Raw genomic sequence first — 20,150 nt, forward strand, 5'->3', positions numbered from 1 at the left:
GGGTATGAGATGACATATAAAGATTCCAGTAAACCCATTACGGAAAGAGTGGAACATCTTCTTGGCCTGATGAACCTGGAGGAAAAGGTTGGGCAGCTGATCCAGCCGTTCGGCTGGAAGACCTATGAAGTGAATGAAGGCCGGATTACCTTAACGGATTCATTTAAAGAGCAAGTGAAAAATGGCGGCGTCGGATCCCTTTACGGGACCCTACGCGCCGATCCATGGACCGGTGTAACACTTGAGACCGGTCTTTCTCCGCGTGAAGGAGCGGAAGCCGTCAATCACATCCAGCGCTACGCTATTGAGCAATCGCGTCTGTGTATTCCGATCCTGATCGGGGAGGAATGCTCGCATGGGCATATGGCCATCGGCGGCACGGTCTTCCCGGTGCCGCTGTCTATCGGGAGCACATGGAACGTGGATTTATACCGCGATATGTGCCGTGCCGTCGCGCTGGAAACACGCAGCCAGGGCGGAGCGGTCACCTATTCGCCGGTGCTCGACGTCGTGCGCGATCCAAGATGGGGACGTACCGAGGAGTGTTTCGGTGAAGATCCATACCTGATCAGCGAATATGCGGCCGCATCGGTCGAAGGCCTTCAAGGCGAGTCCCTGGACAGCCCGAGCAGCGTTGCGGCGACGTTGAAGCATTTTGTGGGCTATGGCAGCTCCGAAGGCGGAAGAAATGCCGGACCCGTGCATATGGGCACGCGCGAGCTGATGGAAGTGGATATGCTGCCGTTCAAGAAAGCCGTGGAAGCGGGAGCTGCATCCATTATGCCGGCCTATAACGAGATTGACGGCGTGCCGTGCACCGTCAATACCGAGCTCCTTGACGGCATTCTCCGCAAGGAGTGGGGCTTTGACGGCATGGTAATCACCGACTGCGGTGCCATCGATATGCTGGCGAGCGGCCATGATACCGCTGAAGACGGAATGGATGCCGCCGTTCAGGCCATTCGTGCCGGCATCGATATGGAGATGTCGGGCGAGATGTTTGGCAAGCACCTTCTGAAGGCAGTCGAGTCAAATAAGCTGGAAGTCTCCGTATTGGACGAGGCTGTACGCCGTGTATTGACGTTAAAATTCAAACTTGGATTGTTCGAGAATCCTTATGTGGATCCGCAGGTAGCCGAGGAAGTGATCGGCAGCGAGCAGCATGTCGGACTTGCCAGGCAGCTTGCGGCGGAAGGCATCGTTCTCCTTAAGAACGAAGCAAAGGCCCTGCCGTTATCCAAGGAAGGCGGCGTGATTGCCGTCATTGGACCTAATGCCGATCAAGGATACAATCAGCTTGGGGACTATACTTCTCCTCAGCCGCCGGCAAGCGTGACCACCGTACTGGACGGAATTCGTGCGAAACTGGGGGATGAAGCGAAGCGTGTATTATATGCTCCGGGCTGCCGCATTAAGGACGATTCCAGGGAGGGCTTTGAATTGGCATTAGCTTGTGCGGATCAGGCCGATACCGTGGTCATGGTACTGGGCGGTTCCAGCGCACGCGACTTTGGCGAAGGCACGATCGATTTGCGCACAGGGGCATCAAAGGTTACGGATGACGCTTTAAGTGACATGGATTGCGGCGAAGGCATCGACCGGATGACGCTCCAGTTATCTGGCGTTCAATTGGAATTGGCCCAAGAGATTCATAAGCTTGGAAAGCGGATGATCGTTGTGTATATCAACGGCCGGCCAATTGCGGAGCCGTGGATCGACGAGCATGCCGATGCCATCCTTGAAGCGTGGTATCCGGGTCAGGAGGGCGGCCATGCGGTAGCGGACATTTTGTTCGGCGATGTGAATCCGTCCGGCAAACTGACGATGTCGATACCGAAGCATGTCGGACAGCTGCCGGTTTACTATAACGGCAAGCGGTCGCGCGGTAAGCGTTACCTCGAAGAGGATTCTCAGCCGCGTTATCCGTTCGGATACGGGCTTAGCTATACCGAATTCAGTTATTCGGATATTCAGATTACTCCTGAAGTGATCGGAACAGACGGTACGGCCGTTGTTTCTGTGAACGTTACAAATAGCGGTGACCGCGAAGGCTCCGAAGTTGTACAATTATACGTAAGCGATGCTGCCAGCAAATATACGAGACCGGCGCGTGAGCTGAAGGGCTTCCAGAAAATTTTCCTGCAGCCTGGAGAGCGCTGCAAAGTGGAATTTACCGTCGGTCCGGAACAGCTTCAATATATCGGTCAAGATTACCAGCAGGTGGTTGAGCCTGGGCTGTTCCGTATGATGATAGGCAGACACGTGAACGATACGCTGAGTGCAGATCTGACCGTACAGGAGGGTTAAATGAATGGAACGGATTCGACGCTTTATACGCGAACTGTCGGAGCGGCAGTGGCTCGAGTCGACGGAGCTTCGAGATTGGAACATTACCCGGACCACTTACATGGTTCCGGGCGTGTACGAAGATACGGCCCCTTATGCTGAAGGACAAGATTTCAACAGGTTCCCGAGTACGCAAGGGACAACCTACTTTTTTCGGAGAAACCTTGAATTGCCCACGCACTGGGTGGACGGTGCGATCGGACTTGTGTTCCACTCCGGGGGCGAGGGCTTACTGCGCATTAATGGCGCATCTTATCAGGGATTAGACCGGAATCATACTTTCGTCAAGCTCGATCCGAAACGCACCGGCATGAATATGGAGCTTGAGATCGAGTTGTACGATCCGATTCCGGAGCCGGTGGACCCGCTGAATCAGCAGGCTGTCATACAGCCTCCGATTACTAGGGTGCAAAGCATGCTCGTCAACGTAAATGTTCCGGTTCAGAGCCTGATGTACACCGCAACCGTGATTCGGGATTCGCTTATCCTGCTGCCGGATAGCGATATGCGGCGCATCCGTTTATTGGAGGCGCTGTATCAGGCGATGGACCGCTTTGTCAGCCTGGATGACGCCGCCATCCGGGATGGCGCTCAGGTAACCGGGATTGAGCAAGATCTGAAACAGGCGGTTACTGCCATTGGCGGCCATGCCGAAGGCACCGAGCATATGGTGGGTCAGTCGCATATCGACATCGCCTGGCTGTGGCCCGTCCGGGAAACCGTGCGGAAAACCAGCCGGACCTTCTCCAGCATGGATGCGCTGATGAATGAGTATCCCGAATTTAAGTACGCGCAGAGCCAGCCTTTGCTGTACCAATTCCTGAAGGATCACGATCCCGAGCTGTACGAGAGAGTGAAGGCCAGAATCAAGGAGGGACGCTGGGAGCTTGTCGGCGGGATGTGGGTCGAACCGGACCTGAACATTCCGAGCGGGGAGTCCCTCATGCGTCAAATGCTGTATGGGCAACGCTTCTATCAAGAAGAGTTTGGCTTGACATCTCATATTGAATGGCTGCCGGATACGTTCGGATACTGTGCATCCCTGCCTCAGATCTTGAAGCATGGCGGCATTCGTTATTTCATGACAACCAAGCTTGGCTGGAACGATACGAATGTGTTTCCTTACGACCTGTTCCATTGGGTTGGGATCGATGGAACACCGATGTTATCCTATCTCAATCACGGCGTGAACGAAAACACGCTGCCAAAAGATGTTCACGAGCATTGGCAGTCCTACCGCCAAAGAGCCGTTCATCCGGAGCAGATGCTGCTTTATGGACATGGTGACGGCGGAGGCGGCGTAACCCGCGAAATGTTGGAATATATCGACCGTGCCGAGCTTATGGTGGGTCAACCGGCCAGCAAGTACAGCACGGCTGCCGAGTTTTTCGGCGGGATCGAGGAAACACAGCCGAAGCTGCCGAAATGGCGCGGGGACTTATACCTTGAGCTTCATCGCGGTACCTATACAACGCATGCGCGGAACAAGCGTCATAACCGGAAAGCAGAAATCCTGTACCGCGAGGCGGAGCTATGGAATTCGGTGGCATTTCCGTCGATGGACAATGAGAAGCGGCAGGCAATTATGAGCGAGCTGCATGACGGCTGGAAGTTGATTTTGCTGAATCAATTTCATGATATTATTCCGGGCTCTGCCATTACGGAGTCTTACGTCACCTCTGAGAAGGAATACGCAGAGGTGTTCCAAAAAGGAAACCACAGCCTCCATGTTGGGCTTCAGGTATTGGCGGATCAGGTCGATACAGAAGGGGAAGGCATTCCGTATGTCATCTTCAACGGACTTGGATGGAGCAGAGATGCCGTCATTTCGATTGAAGGAGGGCAGGGACTCGCCCCGTATGATTCAGATGGAGCGCTGCTGCAGTACGATGCCCAAACCGAAGAGAACGGTAAAGTCTCTCACCGCTTGAATGTTCATGTTCAAGGCATCCCGGCTTTGGGATACAAGACCATTTGGTTAAAGCAGCCGGCAGGAAACAAAGCGGTGGCGGAGAATTCTACTACAGTATTCGCAGATTCCTGGGAAACGGATTTTTATAAGGTCAGCTTCAATGAGCGCGGCGAAATCACGAGCCTGTGGGATAAAGAGGCTCATCGGGAAGTGGTCAAGCCGGGCGAAGCCGCGAACCGCTTCCACTTCTTCCATGACCGTCCGACGCTGTGGGACGCATGGGATATCGATACCCGTTACGAGGAGCAATTGGCCGGAGAGGCGGAGCTGATCGAGAAGAAGCTGGTGCATGCGGGTGAGGTACAGGATGTGCTGCGTTTCCGATGGCGCATCCATAACTCGGAGATCATGCAGGACATGATTTTTTATCATCATGACCGGCGGATCGACTTCAAGACGTTTGTCAGTTGGAATGAATCACATAAACTGCTGAAAGTCGGCTTCCCGATCGGGGTCGTTGCCGATAAGGCTACTTATGAGATACCGTTTGGAACCATCGAGAGACCAACCCATCGCAATACAAGCTGGGAGCAGGCGCAATATGAAGTCTGCGGCCACCGCTTCGCGGATGTGTCGGAGCATGGATACGGTGTCAGCCTTATCAACGACTGCAAGTACGGGTATGACATTCAGGAGAGCACGATCCGGTTGTCCCTGCTGCGTGCGCCGAAGTGGCCCGATGTCACGGCAGACTTGGGTGAGCATGAGTTCACGTATTCCTTATACCCGCATAACGGAGACTGGAGAAGTGCTGGAATCGTCCGTAAAGCTGCCGAGCTCAATCATGAGCTTCCATGCGTAAGAACAAGCTCGAATAAAGGTTCTCGGCCTGCTGTTCAATCGTTTATTCCGTTCGAGAGCCATCATGTCATTCTGGATACGGTTAAACCGGCAGAAGACGGTTCAGGGTATATCCTTCGGATGTATGAATCCGCCGGGGGCAGAGGCGAAGCTGCACTGAGCTGGCCTTATCCTTATGAGAGCATCCATTTATCCAACGCCTTGGAAGAAGAACTCGAACAACTGGATATCGCGGAAGGAAGGTTAACCCTTCCATTCTTGCCGTATGAGATCAAAACCATCAAATTGACTACACATCATACTTAATCAAAGGAGCCAGAACAACCATGGAACAATTCAGACTCCCCAAAATACCAATGCCGGAGCTTGAGCTGCCGCAATCGATTCAGGCGGTTCTGCAAGAGGCTGAAGAAAAGCTAGCGCACCGTCCGAAGCTGCTTCAGCTGTTCAAGAACTGTTTCCCGAACACGCTGGAGACAACAACCAAACTGATGGAGGATGGCACGACATTTGTGATTACCGGTGATATTCCGGCCATGTGGCTGCGCGATTCGGTAGAACAGGTGATCCATTACATTCCGTTTGCAAAAAATGATCCGCAGTTGCAGCGGATTTTAAGCGGATTGATCAAACGCCATTTTCAATATATTCATATCGATCCTTATGCCAATGCCTTTAATGAATCGGCGAATGACTGGCATTGGAACACAACCGACGAAACCGAAATGTCCCCATGGGTATGGGAGCGCAAGTTTGAGATTGATTCGCTATGCTTCTCTGTCCGCTTGGCCTACCTGTACTGGAAGGAAACCGGCCTGACGGATGTGTTTGACGCCAACTTCAAGTCGGCTATGATCAAGATCATCGAGCTGTTTAAAACCGAGCAGCACCATTTCGAGAAATCGCCTTACCGTTTCACGCGGGATAACGGAATTCCAACGGATTCCTTGCGTAATAACGGGCTCGGCATGCCGGTGAATTATACGGGCATGATTTGGTCCGGCTTCCGTTCAAGCGATGATGCTTGCGATTTCCACTACAATATTCCAGGCAACATGTTTGCCGTTGTCGCTCTGCGTCAAATGCAGGAATTCGCGGAATGGGTATTCCGGGATATGAAGCTGCTGGATGAACTGAAGCGTCTCGAAGCCGACGTGGATCATGGGATTCAGTTGTACGGCATTTACCGCCATCCGGAGTTTGGACCGATCTACGCCTATGAAACGGACGGATACGGAAATTACTGTTTGATGGATGATGCGGGAACACCTGGTTTGATGTCCATTCCTTATCTGGGGTACTGCTCTGCCGATGATCCGATCTACCAAAACACCAGACGGTTTGCACTCAGTAAAGAAAATCCTTTCTATTACGAGGGCGCTGTTGCCAAAGGCATCGGCAGTCCGCATACGCCGCCGGATTATATCTGGCATATGGCCTTGTCCATGCAGGGAATTACGGCACAGACGGCAGAAGAGAAGCTGGAGATGATTGCATTGCTGGAAGCGACCGATGCGGATACCGGATTTATGCATGAAGGTTTCCATGCCGACGATCCGAAAGTCTTCACCAGATCTTGGTTTGCCTGGTCCAACAGCCTCTTCTCGCAATTGGTGTACCAGGCGATGAAAGCAGGGATTCTATGAGCGGGCGCCTGATTGTATTCTATGATCCGTCCTTTCCGGCAGCAGAAGCTGCCGGTTTGCCGGCTAGCGCCGCGGCTCTGAATGCATTCGATGCGGTGTGCGGCGCCGAGGACCTCGCTGAAGCGCTGGCATCGTCAGGCGGACAAGGTGCAACCTTTGTCAATTTGCACGCGCCTTATTTTCCGAAATCCGCCTGGAGAGCGATTCTGGACTTTCTGAGAAACGGCGGCGGCTTGGTCAGCGTTGGCGGCGCACCCTTCAAGCGTCCTGTCCGTAAGGAGGACGGCGCTTGGGTGGTGGAGCACGAACAGACAGCGTACCACCAGCAGCTTCATATTCATGAGGTGCTGCCCGTGGACAGCGGGCGCGTCGACCATTTGATAGCAAGCGACGTGATACCGCTGATGGAGAGCAGCCGGGAGCGATTATCCATCAGCGATACGTGGAACCTGGTTCCGCATGTTACCAAAAGCAGTGACCTGCCGCATCAGATGGGATCGGCAGGACCGATGGATACCCGGATTTATCCGCTTCTTAAGGGGAGCACGGCGAAGGGGAGAGAAGTCGCCGCTCCGGTTGTTCTATGGGAAAATGTCGGCGGACCTTTCTTGGGCGGACGCTGGCTGTTTGTGAATCAGCCGCTCACCGCTTCTTTCTGGGAACAGGATGGAGGAGAAGAGGTCCGCAGCTGGGCGGCATTCTGCGCAAAAGGGATTACCGAGCTGTGGATCAAGCCGAATTATGCGGCCTACGAGTCCGGTGAGCGTGCGATCCTGACCCTGCAGGCACAACGGCTTGGCCGGAATCTGCCCGTACAAGAGCCGCAGAGCTGGACGTTCCGCATCTCCGTTAAGCACGACCAAGATGACTCCTTATCATGGCATCATTCCGTGACGGTCGATGTGACCGGACAATTTCATGTAGAGCGTATTCCGGTTATGCTGGATATCAAGCCGGGATCCTATCGCGTGGTGTGCGAGGCCGAAGGACCAGATGGAGAAATCCGCAGACTGAGACAAGGGTTCTGGGGAGCAGATCCCGAGCTTTTGCAGGCGGGTACGCCTGTAACCTGCAATCGGGATTACTTCATTAAGGACGGTCGCCCGCTGCCTGTTGTCGGGATGACTTACATGACGTCGGATGTCGCGCGTAAGTTCCTGTTCCTTCCGAATACGGATGTATGGGATCGCGATATGGCGCAAATGCGTAATGCCGGCATCAACTGGATCCGTACCGGTATCTGGACCGCATACCGCAATATCATGCAGGTGGACGGGCATGCATCCGAAGAGGTTTTGCGTTCGATCGACGCCTTCCTGTTAACGGCGAAAAAGCATGATTTGCAGGTAACATTCACCTTCTTCTCCTTCACGCCGGAGACTTGGGAAGGCCAAAATCCTTACCTCGACCCTCGAAGCGTGGAAGCGCAGAAGCGTTTCATACGTTCCATCATTACTAGACATAAAGATACGAAGAATGTGGACTGGGATCTGATTAACGAACCATCCATGTTCGATCCGCCGCAGATTTTCTCGGACGGTCCGCGCTCCGCGAAGGATCCATTTGAGAGACAAGCTTATATCGACTGGCTGAAAAAGCGTCATGGTTCGATTGAACGTTTGCAGGAACGCTGGAATATGACAGCGGATCAGCTGCCGGGTTTTGACTCCGTGGTTCCTCCGGAGCCTCAACTCATTAATTTTGACGTTCAAGACATGCATCAAGGGAAAAAAGGCGCGCAATGGCTCGATTATGTCCTGTTCTCCATGGACATGCATAACCGTTGGGCCAAGGAATTATATGACGATATCAAAGAGGTATGCCCGGATCATATGGTTACAGTCGGACAGGACGAGGCGCTTGGCGCACAGCGTCCATCTCCGTTCTTCTATGCCGAAGCCGTAGATTATACGACGGTCCATTCCTGGTGGTTCAACGACTATTTGATCTGGGACGGCATCTTTGCCAAAACGCCGGATAAACCGAACCTGATTCAGGAAACGGGCATCATGTACGTGGAAACGCCGGACGGCCGGGCGAAGCGGAGCGAAGCCGAGCTTCGGAACCTGCTGGAGCGCAAGTATGCTTACGCCTTCTCCACAGGGGGCGCAGGAGCCATTCATTGGATCTGGAACACGAATTTCTACATGGATAATGCCAATGAATCGCATATCGGAGCCGTCCGCGCTGACGGCACGGAGAAGCCGGAAGCGGATGTGTCGTATGATTTCGGCGCCTTCATGGAAGGCATCCGGGACATGTTTAAAGGCCGGAAGCTGGAAGAGACCGCGGTCATTTTCCCTTATTCCAACGATTTCTCTAACCGGAAGCTCGCTTTTGAAGCAACGACGAAGGCGACGCGGGCGCTTGCTTACGAGCTGAACGTGCCATTCCGTGCTGTCGGAGAGTATGATTTAAGCTCGCTGCGTAACCAACCGGTGAAGTTCATTATTTTGCCGAGCGCGCACAATGTAGATGACCAGGCGTTTGCTGAGCTGATGGATATCGTGAAGGAAACGGGAGCTACGCTCCTCCTGACAGGTCCTATTGGTCTGGATGCATATTGGCATCCGGTCGATCGAATGACGGAGGAACTGGGCGAGCGTAAGCTGGCGAATGTGCGCCGGGAAGAAAGCTTGCGCATTGGGGAACGCGCTTGGTCTGCATCGTATGGTCATCGGAAGATTGCCGAGCTGAGCAAAGAAATTCCGGCAGGCAGCGGGGCGAAACCGGCCGATGCAGCCGGCGACTCCATCGTGGACGTGAAGCTCGGGGCAGGACGTCTTCTCTGGAGCCCGCTTCCTGTAGAATTAAATGATCGAATCGACACCATCGCGGCTTTATATCGGTATGCTTTGGAGCTATCTGCTGCCGATACAGGGCTGATCTGGAATCAAGGCGGAGAACATTCCGGCGTTTATGGACGCAAGGTAACGTTTGAAGAAGGAGCTCTCTTCGTATTCGGCTCGGAGCAATCATGGGATACGAACGTTGAGGTGAAGGATCCTTCAACAGGCCTCATCTATTCATTCGTTCTGGAAGCGGATCGTTCAGTCTTGTTCGCAGTAGATGCGAGCGGTGACCTGTTATCGGTGTACCGTCCGGATGAGGTCGAAATCACGGTATCGAAGGGCTAACATAAGGGGGACTTAGCAGAGATGGATCAATCCAGAAAAGCACATATTATTTCGCATACTCACTGGGACCGCGAGTGGTATTTACCGTATGAAAAGCACCATGTGCGGCTGATCGAGCTCATGGACAGCTTGCTTGAGACGATGGAGAAGGACTCGGAATACCGCAGCTTTTTCCTTGATGGCCAGACGATTATTATCGAAGATTACTTGCAGGTGAGACCGGAGAAGAAAGAGCAGCTTGAGAAGCTGATCTCGGATGGACGCATCATTATCGGTCCATGGTACATTCTGCAGGATGCCTATCTGACAAGCAGTGAAGCCAACGTGAGAAATATGCAGATCGGGCACCAGGATGCCGAGCGTTATGGCACGGTTGCCAAAATCGGTTATTTCCCGGACACATTTGGACTTACGGGCCAAATTCCGCAGTTGATGCTGCAGTCCGGCATTGATAATGCCTTCTTTGGCCGGGGCGTGAAGCCAACGGGCTTTAACAATACCGTCTCCGACAGCGGCTATGAGTCCTCATTCTCAGAGCTGATGTGGGAAGGTCCGGACGGCTCCAAGGTGCTGGGCATCCTGTTTGCCAACTGGTACAGTAACGGAAACGAGGTTCCCGTTGATGAAGCGGAAGCGAAGGCATTCTGGGACCGCAAGCTGGCGGATGCCGAGAAGTATGCTTCCACGCCTGAGCTGCTCTATATGAACGGGTGTGACCATCAGCCGATACAGACCGATCTTCCGGAAGGCATCCGTACAGCGAAGAAGCTGTATCCGGATACGGAGTTTATTCATTCCAATTTTGACGATTACCTGAAAGCCGTTCGCGAGAAGCTGCCGCAGGATCTTTCCTCCGTAAAAGGAGAGCTGCGCAGCCAGCGTACCGATGGATGGGGAACGCTCGTGAATACCGCTTCGGCACGCGTATACCTGAAGCAGATGAACCAGCGCGGTCAGACCATACTGGAAAAAGTGGCCGAGCCGCTTGCATCCTACGCCAGTCTGCTGGGCAAAGAGTATCCGCATCATCTGTTCACCTATGCGTGGAAGACGCTGATGCAGAATCATCCGCATGACAGCATTTGCGGCTGCAGCGTGGACGAAGTTCACCGCGAGATGGTTACCCGCTTTGAGAAAAGCGCACACGTGGCCGAAAATATCGTGGACGACAGCGTTCGCGTCATTGCAGATGCAGTTGACACGACCGCCTTCGATCAGTGGGGATCCGATCCGCTGCCGCTTGTTGTATTCAATACGACAGGATGGAGCCGCAGCGGTACGGTCAGCATCGAGCTGGACGCGAAACGGCTTTATTTCCGGGAAGGTTACTCTTTGGAGGAAACCAGCCGCCGAATGAAGGAAATCGATTTGTCCGGCCGTGTGCTGGTTAACGCTCAAGGTCAAGCTGTACCTTGCACCGTTGAGGATCTGGGTCTTCAGTTCGGGTACGATCTGCCGGACGACCGTTTCCGCCAGCCGTATATGTGCCGCCGTGTGAGACTTACCTTCGAGGCAAGCGCGATTCCTGCAATGGGCTTGACCACGTATGCTTGGGTGAAGAGCGATGTGCAGCCTGCCGAGGTAGAATCCTTAATCAGCAAGGCCAATGTGATGGAGAATGAGCTGATCAAGGTCGAGATCCAAGGAGACGGCTCCTTCTCCTTGACGGATAAAAAGAACGGACAAGTATACCGCGATCTGGGCGTCTATGAAAATACCGGAGATATCGGTAACGAATATATGTACAAACAGCCGGATGGCGAAGCTGCATTGACTACGAAAGGCCAAACCGCCCAAATTTCGGTTCTGGAAGATACGCCTTACCGCGCGTCCATTGAAATCGTTCATAACTGGTCCATTCCGGCTATGGCGGACAGCAAGCTGAATGAAGAGCAGCATGAGCTCGTATATTATCCGAACCGCAAAGCGCAAAGATCGAGCGAGATGGTGCCAATGCGCATTCGTACCGTGGTCAGTCTGAACCGCAGCGGCAAAGGCGTGGAGATCGAAGCCACGATGGATAATCAGGCGAAGGATCATCGGGTGCGCGCATTGTTCCCAACGGATCTGCAGGCATCGTCCCATAACGTGGATTCCATGTTTGAAGTGGCGACACGGGATAACGAACCTGCTGCCGAATGGGAGAACCCGAGCTATACGGCTCACCAACAGGCTTTCGTTGACGTTACGACAGCTACTGCAGGATTGACGGTGGCTAACCAGGGCTTGAATGAATATGAAGTCCTGCGTGACGGCCGGAATACCATCGCTGTTACATTGCTTCGTTCCGTAGGCGAGCTCGGGGATTGGGGGTACTTCCCTACGCCTGAAGCTCAGTGCATCGGCGTTCATACGGTACGTATGGAGGTCATTCCGCATCAAGGCGACGGCATGAAGTCAGGCGCATACGCGGAGGCTTACCAGTTCCAGATCCCATGGACGGTTGCACAGACCGGGGTCCATGCCGGGGCTGTCGCATCGACATCTGCACCGCTTGAATGGAGCCATGAAGAACTTGCGTTCTCTTCCCTGAAGGTGAATCCGAAGACCGGTGATCTGATGCTGCGCTGGTTCAATATGGCAGGCACGGATACAGAGCTGAAGCTGAAATCTTCTCTACCTTCCCAGGGCGTTTATAAGAGCTCTATTCTGGAAGTAGAGGGAGCGGTTCAAAGCTTTGATGATCAAGAAAGCTTCACGCTGGCGGTTAAGCCTCACGAAATCGTGACACTGGGCGTTAAAGTTTCGGTCAAGTAAGCATTTATTATCTAGCACTGGGAATGATGAACGTCCCAGCCCAGTAAAGCCCGATTCCGAGATTACAGGGATCGGGCTTTACTGTCTTGCATAATGATAGGCAGCATCTCAAAAATGGGATAGTGGATAATGGAGGAATGACATGAAGATTCATTTTGATAACCTGCCGGGGAAATTGCTTGAAGGGATCAGCGAACTCTCGGAAATATTGGACATCCGAATCACAGAGGGAGAGGGCTTACAAATTCGGGCCATTCAAGCGAAAGGACCGATTCAGGTGTCATTGAAGGATGGGCAGGGGACGATCCGTTACCAAGAAACCATACACTTTTTCCGTGCCATGGGTGTGTTTCTGGAGCAGGCCAGGGAGCGAGCGCAATTCGAACTAACGGAGGAACCGAAGTTCGATTTTAACGGCACGATGCTCGACGTTTCGCGCAATGGCGTTCTCAAGGTCCCGGTGATCAAGCAGTTTATCCGTTACATGGCCCTGATGGGGCTGAACGGGCTGATGATGTATACGGAGGATACCTATGAGGTGGAAGAGCAGCCCTATTTTGGATACATGCGCGGCCGGTACACGGCTTCGGAAATGAAGGAATGTGACGATTACGCGGAGCTGTTCGGCATCGAGATGATTCCGTGCATTCAGACACTGGGGCATTTGCAGCAAGCGCTGAAATGGGGGTATGCCGCGGATATCAAGGATCATCCCGATATTTTGCTTGCAGGCGAGCCGAAGACGTATGCTTTTATCGAGCAGATGATCACCGCTGCATCCGGCATGTTCCGTTCCAAACGAATTCATATCGGAATGGACGAGGCGTTTCAGGTCGGCCTTGGGAAGTATTTAAAGCTGAATGGAAATCAGGACCGGTTTCAGATCATGAATGATCATGTCAGTCGAGTGCTGGCCATCACCGAGCGTCTCGGACTCCAGCCGATGATCTGGAGCGACATGTACTTTAATTTGCTGGCCAACGATTATCAGGGGGCGCTGTACAACGTGGACGCGGATTTCTCGGACGATAACATGAGCCGCATTCCCAAAGGCGTTCAATTCGTGTACTGGGATTACGGACGTAGGGATGAACAGGGTTATGAGCGGCTGTATGAGAAGCATATGAAGCTGGGCTCCAAGCCGATTTTTGCAGGCGGCATTCATATGTGGAACAGCATCAGTCCGAACAACGGCAAGACGTGGATGACCAGCCATCCTGCCCTGCGCGCCGCCAAAACGAAAGGAATCCGCGAAGTCATCGCCACCGCCTGGGGGGATAACGGCAACGAAACCAACCACCTGGTCGTTCTTGCGGGCCTGCAGCTGTTTGCCGAGCATGGGTACGGAGACGATATCAGTGACGAGCTTCTGGGAAGACGGCTTGCGGCTTGCACGGGCATCGATCTGTTCGGATCGCTGAACACGCTGAAATATATGGATGAGGTTCCCGGCGTATCGGAGGGAAACCACTGGATGGCCAATCCCTCGAAGTATTTGCTGTGGCAGGATCCTTTGCTGGGACTGCTGGACAAGCATGTTGAAGGTGAAGCGGAATCTGTGCTGCCTGGACATTATGCCGAGCTGGAGAAGCAATGGAGGCACTGTAAGGAGCAGTTTCCGGCACCGTTTAGCCGCTTGTATGATTTTTATGAAAAATTGGCGTCGGCACTCATTATCAAAAGCACGTTGGGCGTTACACTCAGAAGGCTGTACCAGTCAGGAGAAAAGGAGTTGCTGGCCGAACTTGCTAACGCCGCAGCTTCCCCGTTGTCCGCATTAAAGCAGCGCATCGAGACACTGCGCATTTCGCACCGGGCGCTTTGGATGGACACGTACAAGCCTTTTGGCTGGGAAGTGCTGGATCTCCGCTACGGAGGACTGTTAGCACGAATCTCCTCCACGAGGGACCGGCTTGCGGATTATGTGGAGGGACGTATCGAAGAGATTGAGGAGCTTGAGGTGGACCGGCTGCTGTTCGATCAGAATGGTCTTACCGACAAGCCGCTGGAGGTTAACGTGACCTATCAAGCTGCCGTGACCGCATCCTGTTTTCTATAATGAAGAAGCTGCTCTCCCTAGGTCTTTAGCGGACGGTTGGAGGGCAGCTCTTTATTTTACTCGGCTTAATTATTGATTCTTCTCTTGGATCTGGTCTTTCTCGTAAGCAATCAGGGTGATGTCTTTGCCTGTAAGCTCGGCAATCTTGGTCTCAGCGTCTTCAATCGCTTTCAAGGTACCTTCATTCCCATTGAGTGAGGCGATTTTATATTCCTCCGAATGGATGTCCATGGTAAACTCCCCCCTTAGATGGTTAATTCATGTTATATAATGTATAAGGTATCCTTTAGAATAAAGTTACATACCTGGGGGTGTGATTCATGATTCAATTTGAAGGGCTGCACCATGTTAGCTTGGCGGTTCGCGATCTGAAGAAAGCAAAGGTGTTTTATTCGGAGGTGCTGAAGTTTCAGGAGCTGCCGCGCCCGCCGTTTGCCTCCAAGGGTGTCTGGTACGCTGTCGGAGACCAGCAGCTCCATCTGCTGGAGCATCCGATCAGTGATACGCTGCGGGAGCGTGGGATCGATACGACGGACGGGCATTTCTCGATTTGGGTGAAAAGTTACCGCGAAACGAAGGAATGGCTGGACCGAATGGGCGTTGAGTATGTAGCTAATCCCGACAGCGTTGCCGGCTTTGCGCAAGTTTTCGTGCTGGATCCAGACCGCAATATTATTGAATTCGGAGCGAAGTATGGATCGTAAACGTCAAATTTTAAAAAAGCCAGACACATAAACGTGTTTGGCTTTTTGCTCTTATTTTTGGATGAGGACGGGGGTGTTCATTTTCACCTTGTCGTAGAGCCAGCGAACGTCTTTATTATGCATCCGTATACAACCTGCCGACACGTACTTGCCGATCGAATTCGCGTTGTTGTTTCCATGAATGGCGTACGCGTAGCTAACTCTGCCGTTCACTTTCACATTAATGCCGAGCCAGCGGTCCCCAAGCGGATTACGCGGGTCTCCTCCCTTGATGCCTTCCTTGTAGTAAGGTCTGTTCTTCACTTTTTCGTGGATTTTGAACAGGCCTTCCGGCGTATAAGAGGGCTTTTTGCCTGTGGCGACGGGAAACGTTTTTATGACCTTGCCTTTTTCGTAATACGTCAGTTTGTTGGTGGATTTATCAATGACGATAAACTGTGCGTACTTGGTGTACTTACTGTCCAGCTTCTGTCCGGTAGCGCCTTGGGATACGGCGGGGAAAAAGAAAACCAGCAGTAAGGTGAAGATCAGTATGCGGCTAATGCTCTTAATGATGTCCGATCACCTCTTTTCGTTCTCCCCCATATATATGCAGCTATTCGCGAATGTTGACGGAAATGTGCATAAGCCGAAAAATAGAACAAGTTGTTTTCAAAGAGAAATATAAGGAGGGGGAAGGAACATTCTATCTAACATGGATCGTGGCTTGGCTGTACGCAAATACCTCCTGAAGGGATTTCTTCAAGAGGCTTTTCGTGTTTACTACGGATGTCTCTTGAAAACGACATTAATGTCGTTTATGATGAAATGAGTTAAAAAAACGACACTGATGTCGTTTATGATGAGGTGAAGTTCGTGGAATCGATATTCATGATAAAGGTCGGGGGAGGAATGACTTATGTGTCCACGGGTTAGTGAGGAATACAAACGGGAGAAGAAACTTGAAATATTGACGGCAGCCAGACGGGTCTTTATCAGAAAGGGCTATACCCGCACGGTGATGCAGGACATTATGGATGAAGCGGGTATGTCCCGGGGGGCCGTTTATGCGTATTTTGATAATGTGGAGCATGTTTTTATAGAGGTCCTGCGTTTTGATGACCAAGAGACGCTCCGTTTTTTTGAACCGGATCCGCAGTATCCGATATGGAATCAGTTGATGGACTGGGTTCGGAAACAGCAGGGTGATATTGCGCTAATCCAGCATTCGCTTGTATTGGCCAGGGCTGAATTTTTCCTGTCTTCCTCTTATGTTCATGCCAAGAAGGATTATCCCTATTTAACCGAACGTTATCAGCTGACCGTTGAGGCCATGGGCCGGGTCATTCGGAAGGGTCGGGAGCAAGGGGAGTTTCGGCCTCGATTGGAACCGGAAGCCATAGCGCGGTATATGATCTCGTTTCTGAACGGGCTCATGCTGGATACCTTCCAGCTCGGACCGACGGTGACTTGCGTGCCGGAGCAGCTGGAAACGTTTATTCAATCTCTCTGCGCAATGTTAAATCCTATAACAATAGAATTATGATTATAGAAAGGGTGCTTTTTGAATGCTATTTGATTCTGCTAGATTGACTTGTCGAAAAATGACGTTGAATGACGCGGATCTGTATCATACTTGGCGGAATGATCTCGAAGTGATGCAATCCACCAGTCCCTGCCTGGATGCTTATCAACTGGAGGAAACAAAGGACTTTGTTCAGCATGTGATCCTGGGCTCTTCCTCCTCGAAGAGCTATCTGATCCTGTTGAAGGAAACGGGCAGACCGATCGGCATTATGTCATTGATTCATATCGATACCAAGAACCGGAATGCGGAGTGTATCATCGACATTGGCGAAAAGACCTATTGGGGCAAAGGGTACGGTTTTGAAGCGATGACGCTTTTGCTCGATTATGCTTTTTTGGAGCTGAATCTGCACAGGGTGAACTTACGGGTATTTTCCTTCAACCATAAAGCTATTAAGCTGTATGAAAAAATCGGATTTGTCCACGAAGGCAGCTCCAGACAAAGTTTGTATCGGAATGGCGTCTGGCATGACATCGTGCATATGGGGATACTGCAGAGCGAGTATGCGTCAAAAGGTTGATTTTCCTCCACTTCCATAATAAGGTGGGTATGTGAAGACAATGAGAGAATGGGAGAATAATATCATGTCCGAAAATGAAGTGTTATGGATTCAAGACCTGCGCATGAAATATGATAACCGTTATGTATTGAACGGGATTGATCTGAAGGTCAACCGCGGTGAGATGATAGGATATATCGGTCCGAACGGGGCGGGGAAGAGCACGACGGTAAAAATTATGCTCGGGCTGGTTGAGGGGTACACGGGGACCGTCCGCATATTCGGTCAGGATATTTCCGACGGGAATATCGATTATAAACGGAGAATCGGATATGTGCCCGAGGTGGCGGAATTGTACGATCAGTTAACCGCTGCCGAGTATTTGACTTTTATAGGCGAGTTGTACGGACTTACATATGATGCAGCGGATTATAAAGCGAAGCAATTGATGGGCTGTTTTGACATGGAAAAGGCCTATCACTCACGGATCGCAACCTTTTCAAAAGGAATGCGGCAAAAGGTGCTCCTGATCTCGAGCCTGCTGCATGACCCTGATCTATTGTTTTTGGATGAGCCCTTAAGCGGGCTGGATGCGAACAGCGTGATGGTGGTCAAGGAAGTATTGGCCCAGCTCTCGGCCCAGGGAAAGACGATTTTTTATTCCTCACATATCATGGACGTTGTTGAGAAAATCAGTAGCCGGATCATCCTGCTCGCCGACAGCCGGGTGGTGGCGGACGGAACATTCAAAGAACTGCAGCAGCATTCCCATGAGGGGTCGCTGGAAGAGGTGTTCAATCAGCTGACGGGCTTCAATGACCATGCCAGCATCGCTGAACGGTTCGTATCGATCGTTCGGGAGGGAAGTTGACATGGCCGGATCGGAATCATCATTTCGAATGCTGAAGTTGTTGGATCGATTTCAAGGGGTTATCTCGAGAATGGGCGTTGACTATGAAACGCTGCGTCGGATCCTGCATGTCAAGCTGCTCATGGACTCGAGGCGGGCACCCGTCATATTATCTTCAAACAGCCGGAAGGCGGAAGAACAGGACAAGAATCTGTTTGTCAGCTCCCTCTGGTTGTATGGCTTAATCGGGCTTGTCCTGACTCCGTTTGTGTTCTGGAGCGATCCGGAATATCTGATGCCGATGAGCATCCTGTCCGCCATCCTCATGTTCCTGATCATGACCTCCATGATTTCGGATTTCTCATCCGTGCTGCTGGATGTGCGCGATCGCAGCATTTTGATGACAAAGCCTATCGACGGTCGTACGGTCGGGTTGGCGAGATCGATTCATGCCGGCATTTATTTGCTGCTGCTGACCGGGGCGCTATCGGCTGCTTCACTTGCCGTGGGGCTGTTTAAGCATGGCGTGCTGTTCTTTCTGATCTGCATCCTTGAGCTTATTCTGATGAATATGCTCATTCTGGTGAGCACCTCCATGATTTATCTGGTGCTGCTTAAATATTGGGACGGAGAGAAACTGAAGGATCTGATCAATTATGTACAGATTGGGCTTTCCGCTACGCTGGCCATCGGCTATCAGTTCGTGATCCGTTCGTTTGATCTGATCGATTTCGATTTGGTATTTACGCCGGCCTGGTGGCAGGTACTGCTTCCGCCCGTCTGGTTTGCGGCTCCGTTTGAATGGATGTTCGGCGAGGGGAGCGGGTGGCTGATGGTTCTCTCCTTATTGGCCGTGTTCGTTCCGATTCTGCTCATGATGGTGTACCTCCGTTATATTCCATCCTTCGAGCAGTATCTGGAAAAGCTGGCTCACAGCGAAGCGGGAAAAGGGCGAGAGCGCGGACGGTTTGACAGGTTTTTGGCCAAAATCGTAAGCCGTTCGCGTACAGAGCAGGCATGTTTTCGGTTATCTGCCAGCATGTTGAAGAACGAGAGAGAATTCAAGCTGAAGGTGTATCCTACACTCGGATTGTCCGTACTGCTGCCCTATTTGTTCTTTTTCTCCACGATCCGCAATTCCTCTCTGGCGGAAATCGGCAGGGGATCGTCGTACTATGTGCTGCACGTCATGCTCATCATGATTGTAACGGTCGTGATGATGCTGAAATTCTCAGGGAAGCCCAAGGCTTTCTGGTTGTTTGGGGCAGCCCCCATGTCAAACATGAGTCCCTTATACCAAGGTGCTTTAAAGGCTTTTGCTATAAAAATGTTCCTACCGTTGTTCGCTGTGAATGCGATCGTATTCCTGATCCTGTTCGGTATCCGGATTTTCCCGGATGTTCTCATCATATTCCTTACCGGCTTGGTGTTGATTCCTCTAACAGCCAAGGCTGTTCTGCGCAATCCGCCGTTCTCTCAAGCGTTTCATATGGCTCAGCAGAAAGACGGCTGGTGGGTGCTGCTATTTATGATTGTAGTGGGTGGATTATGCGGTTTGCATTATGTAAGCAGCACGTTTCCCTATGGTATGTTGGCATATATCCTACTGCTGCTCGTTGCCAATGGCTTGGCATGGACCAAGCTGTATAGGTAAGTTGGGGATGGCAGGAAGAGCAGAGGGAAGATGAGGGGGTGCTAACAAGAAGGGGCACCAACCTCTTTAGATGGTCGTGGATGGAGAAGGGAAGGGGCAGTTGATGGCGATGCCTCTTCTTTGATTTTTTTAGATAATTGTATTTTTGCATGTTATAG

General features: G+C 51.9%; 14 protein-coding genes. 12 read left to right on the plus strand and 2 right to left on the minus strand.

The window, feature by feature from the left end; translation table 11 throughout:
- Positions 1-9 precede the first annotated feature (9 nt).
- The 6 genes from OHJ21_RS01665 to OHJ21_RS01690 all read left to right on the plus strand — a co-directional run bounded on the left by OHJ21_RS01665 (position 10) and on the right by OHJ21_RS01690 (position 14,718).
- Positions 10-2,307: a glycoside hydrolase family 3 N-terminal domain-containing protein gene (locus OHJ21_RS01665; protein WP_486019222.1), complete on the plus strand. Its 2,298-nt coding sequence runs from the start codon at positions 10-12 to the stop codon at positions 2,305-2,307.
- A gap of 4 nt (positions 2,308-2,311) precedes the next feature.
- Positions 2,312-5,425 carry an alpha-mannosidase gene (locus tag OHJ21_RS01670; RefSeq protein ID WP_486019223.1) on the plus strand — a complete coding sequence of 1,038 codons (3,114 nt, stop codon included), beginning with the start codon at positions 2,312-2,314 and terminating at the stop codon, positions 5,423-5,425.
- Positions 5,426-5,445: 20 nt separating this feature from the next.
- Positions 5,446-6,765: a glycoside hydrolase family 125 protein gene (locus OHJ21_RS01675; RefSeq protein ID WP_326112404.1), complete on the plus strand. Its 1,320-nt coding sequence runs from the start codon at positions 5,446-5,448 to the stop codon at positions 6,763-6,765.
- Positions 6,762-9,902 carry a beta-galactosidase gene (locus OHJ21_RS01680; RefSeq protein ID WP_486019224.1) on the plus strand — a complete coding sequence of 1,047 codons (3,141 nt, stop codon included), beginning with the start codon at positions 6,762-6,764 and terminating at the stop codon, positions 9,900-9,902. Before OHJ21_RS01675 ends, OHJ21_RS01680 begins: the two co-directional genes overlap by 4 nt.
- A 21-nt stretch (positions 9,903-9,923) precedes the next feature.
- On the plus strand, positions 9,924-12,659 hold the full coding sequence (locus tag OHJ21_RS01685; RefSeq protein ID WP_486019225.1) for an alpha-mannosidase: 2,736 nt from the start codon (positions 9,924-9,926) through the stop codon (positions 12,657-12,659).
- A gap of 142 nt (positions 12,660-12,801) precedes the next feature.
- A complete protein-coding gene (locus tag OHJ21_RS01690; protein ID WP_486019226.1) occupies positions 12,802-14,718 on the plus strand; it encodes a family 20 glycosylhydrolase in 1,917 nt (638 codons plus the stop codon).
- Between the two features lie 69 nt (positions 14,719-14,787).
- On the opposite strand, the gene OHJ21_RS01695 is transcribed toward OHJ21_RS01690, so the two are convergent.
- Positions 14,788-14,949: a hypothetical protein gene (locus OHJ21_RS01695; protein WP_164817388.1), complete on the minus strand. Its 162-nt coding sequence runs from the start codon at positions 14,947-14,949 to the stop codon at positions 14,788-14,790.
- Between the two features lie 89 nt (positions 14,950-15,038).
- Between OHJ21_RS01695 and OHJ21_RS01700 the strand changes: the two genes are divergently transcribed.
- Positions 15,039-15,422, plus strand: coding sequence for a VOC family protein (locus tag OHJ21_RS01700; protein WP_326112399.1), 384 nt, complete (start codon positions 15,039-15,041; stop codon positions 15,420-15,422).
- A gap of 51 nt (positions 15,423-15,473) precedes the next feature.
- Here the strand turns inward: OHJ21_RS01700 and OHJ21_RS01705 are convergent, their stop codons facing one another.
- Positions 15,474-15,827 carry a L,D-transpeptidase gene (locus OHJ21_RS01705; protein WP_253300999.1) on the minus strand — a complete coding sequence of 118 codons (354 nt, stop codon included), beginning with the start codon at positions 15,825-15,827 and terminating at the stop codon, positions 15,474-15,476.
- On the opposite strand from OHJ21_RS01705, the gene OHJ21_RS01710 reads away from it, so the two are divergent.
- The 5 genes from OHJ21_RS01710 to OHJ21_RS01730 all read left to right on the plus strand — a co-directional run bounded on the left by OHJ21_RS01710 (position 15,732) and on the right by OHJ21_RS01730 (position 19,992).
- Positions 15,732-15,941, plus strand: a complete 210-nt coding sequence (locus OHJ21_RS01710) for a hypothetical protein (protein WP_486019227.1) — start codon at positions 15,732-15,734, stop codon at positions 15,939-15,941. The two genes, OHJ21_RS01705 and OHJ21_RS01710, sit on opposite strands and share 96 nt — an antisense overlap.
- 379 nt (positions 15,942-16,320) lie before the next feature.
- Entirely contained in the window at positions 16,321-16,947 is a 627-nt protein-coding gene (locus tag OHJ21_RS01715; RefSeq protein WP_486019228.1) for a TetR/AcrR family transcriptional regulator, read from the plus strand.
- A 22-nt stretch (positions 16,948-16,969) separates the two neighbouring features.
- On the plus strand, positions 16,970-17,509 hold the full coding sequence (locus tag OHJ21_RS01720; RefSeq protein WP_486019229.1) for a GNAT family N-acetyltransferase: 540 nt from the start codon (positions 16,970-16,972) through the stop codon (positions 17,507-17,509).
- Between the two features lie 64 nt (positions 17,510-17,573).
- Positions 17,574-18,359: an ABC transporter ATP-binding protein gene (locus tag OHJ21_RS01725; RefSeq protein WP_486019230.1), complete on the plus strand. Its 786-nt coding sequence runs from the start codon at positions 17,574-17,576 to the stop codon at positions 18,357-18,359.
- 28 nt (positions 18,360-18,387) lie between these two features.
- Positions 18,388-19,992 carry a hypothetical protein gene (locus tag OHJ21_RS01730; RefSeq protein ID WP_486019231.1) on the plus strand — a complete coding sequence of 535 codons (1,605 nt, stop codon included), beginning with the start codon at positions 18,388-18,390 and terminating at the stop codon, positions 19,990-19,992.
- Positions 19,993-20,150: the final 158 nt, after the last annotated feature.

Origin of the sequence: Virgibacillus sp. LDC1 (assembly GCF_025792345.1) — a bacterium.
In the GTDB taxonomy this organism is placed as follows: Bacteria; Bacillota; Bacilli; order Paenibacillales; family Paenibacillaceae; genus Paenibacillus_AQ; species Paenibacillus_AQ lautus.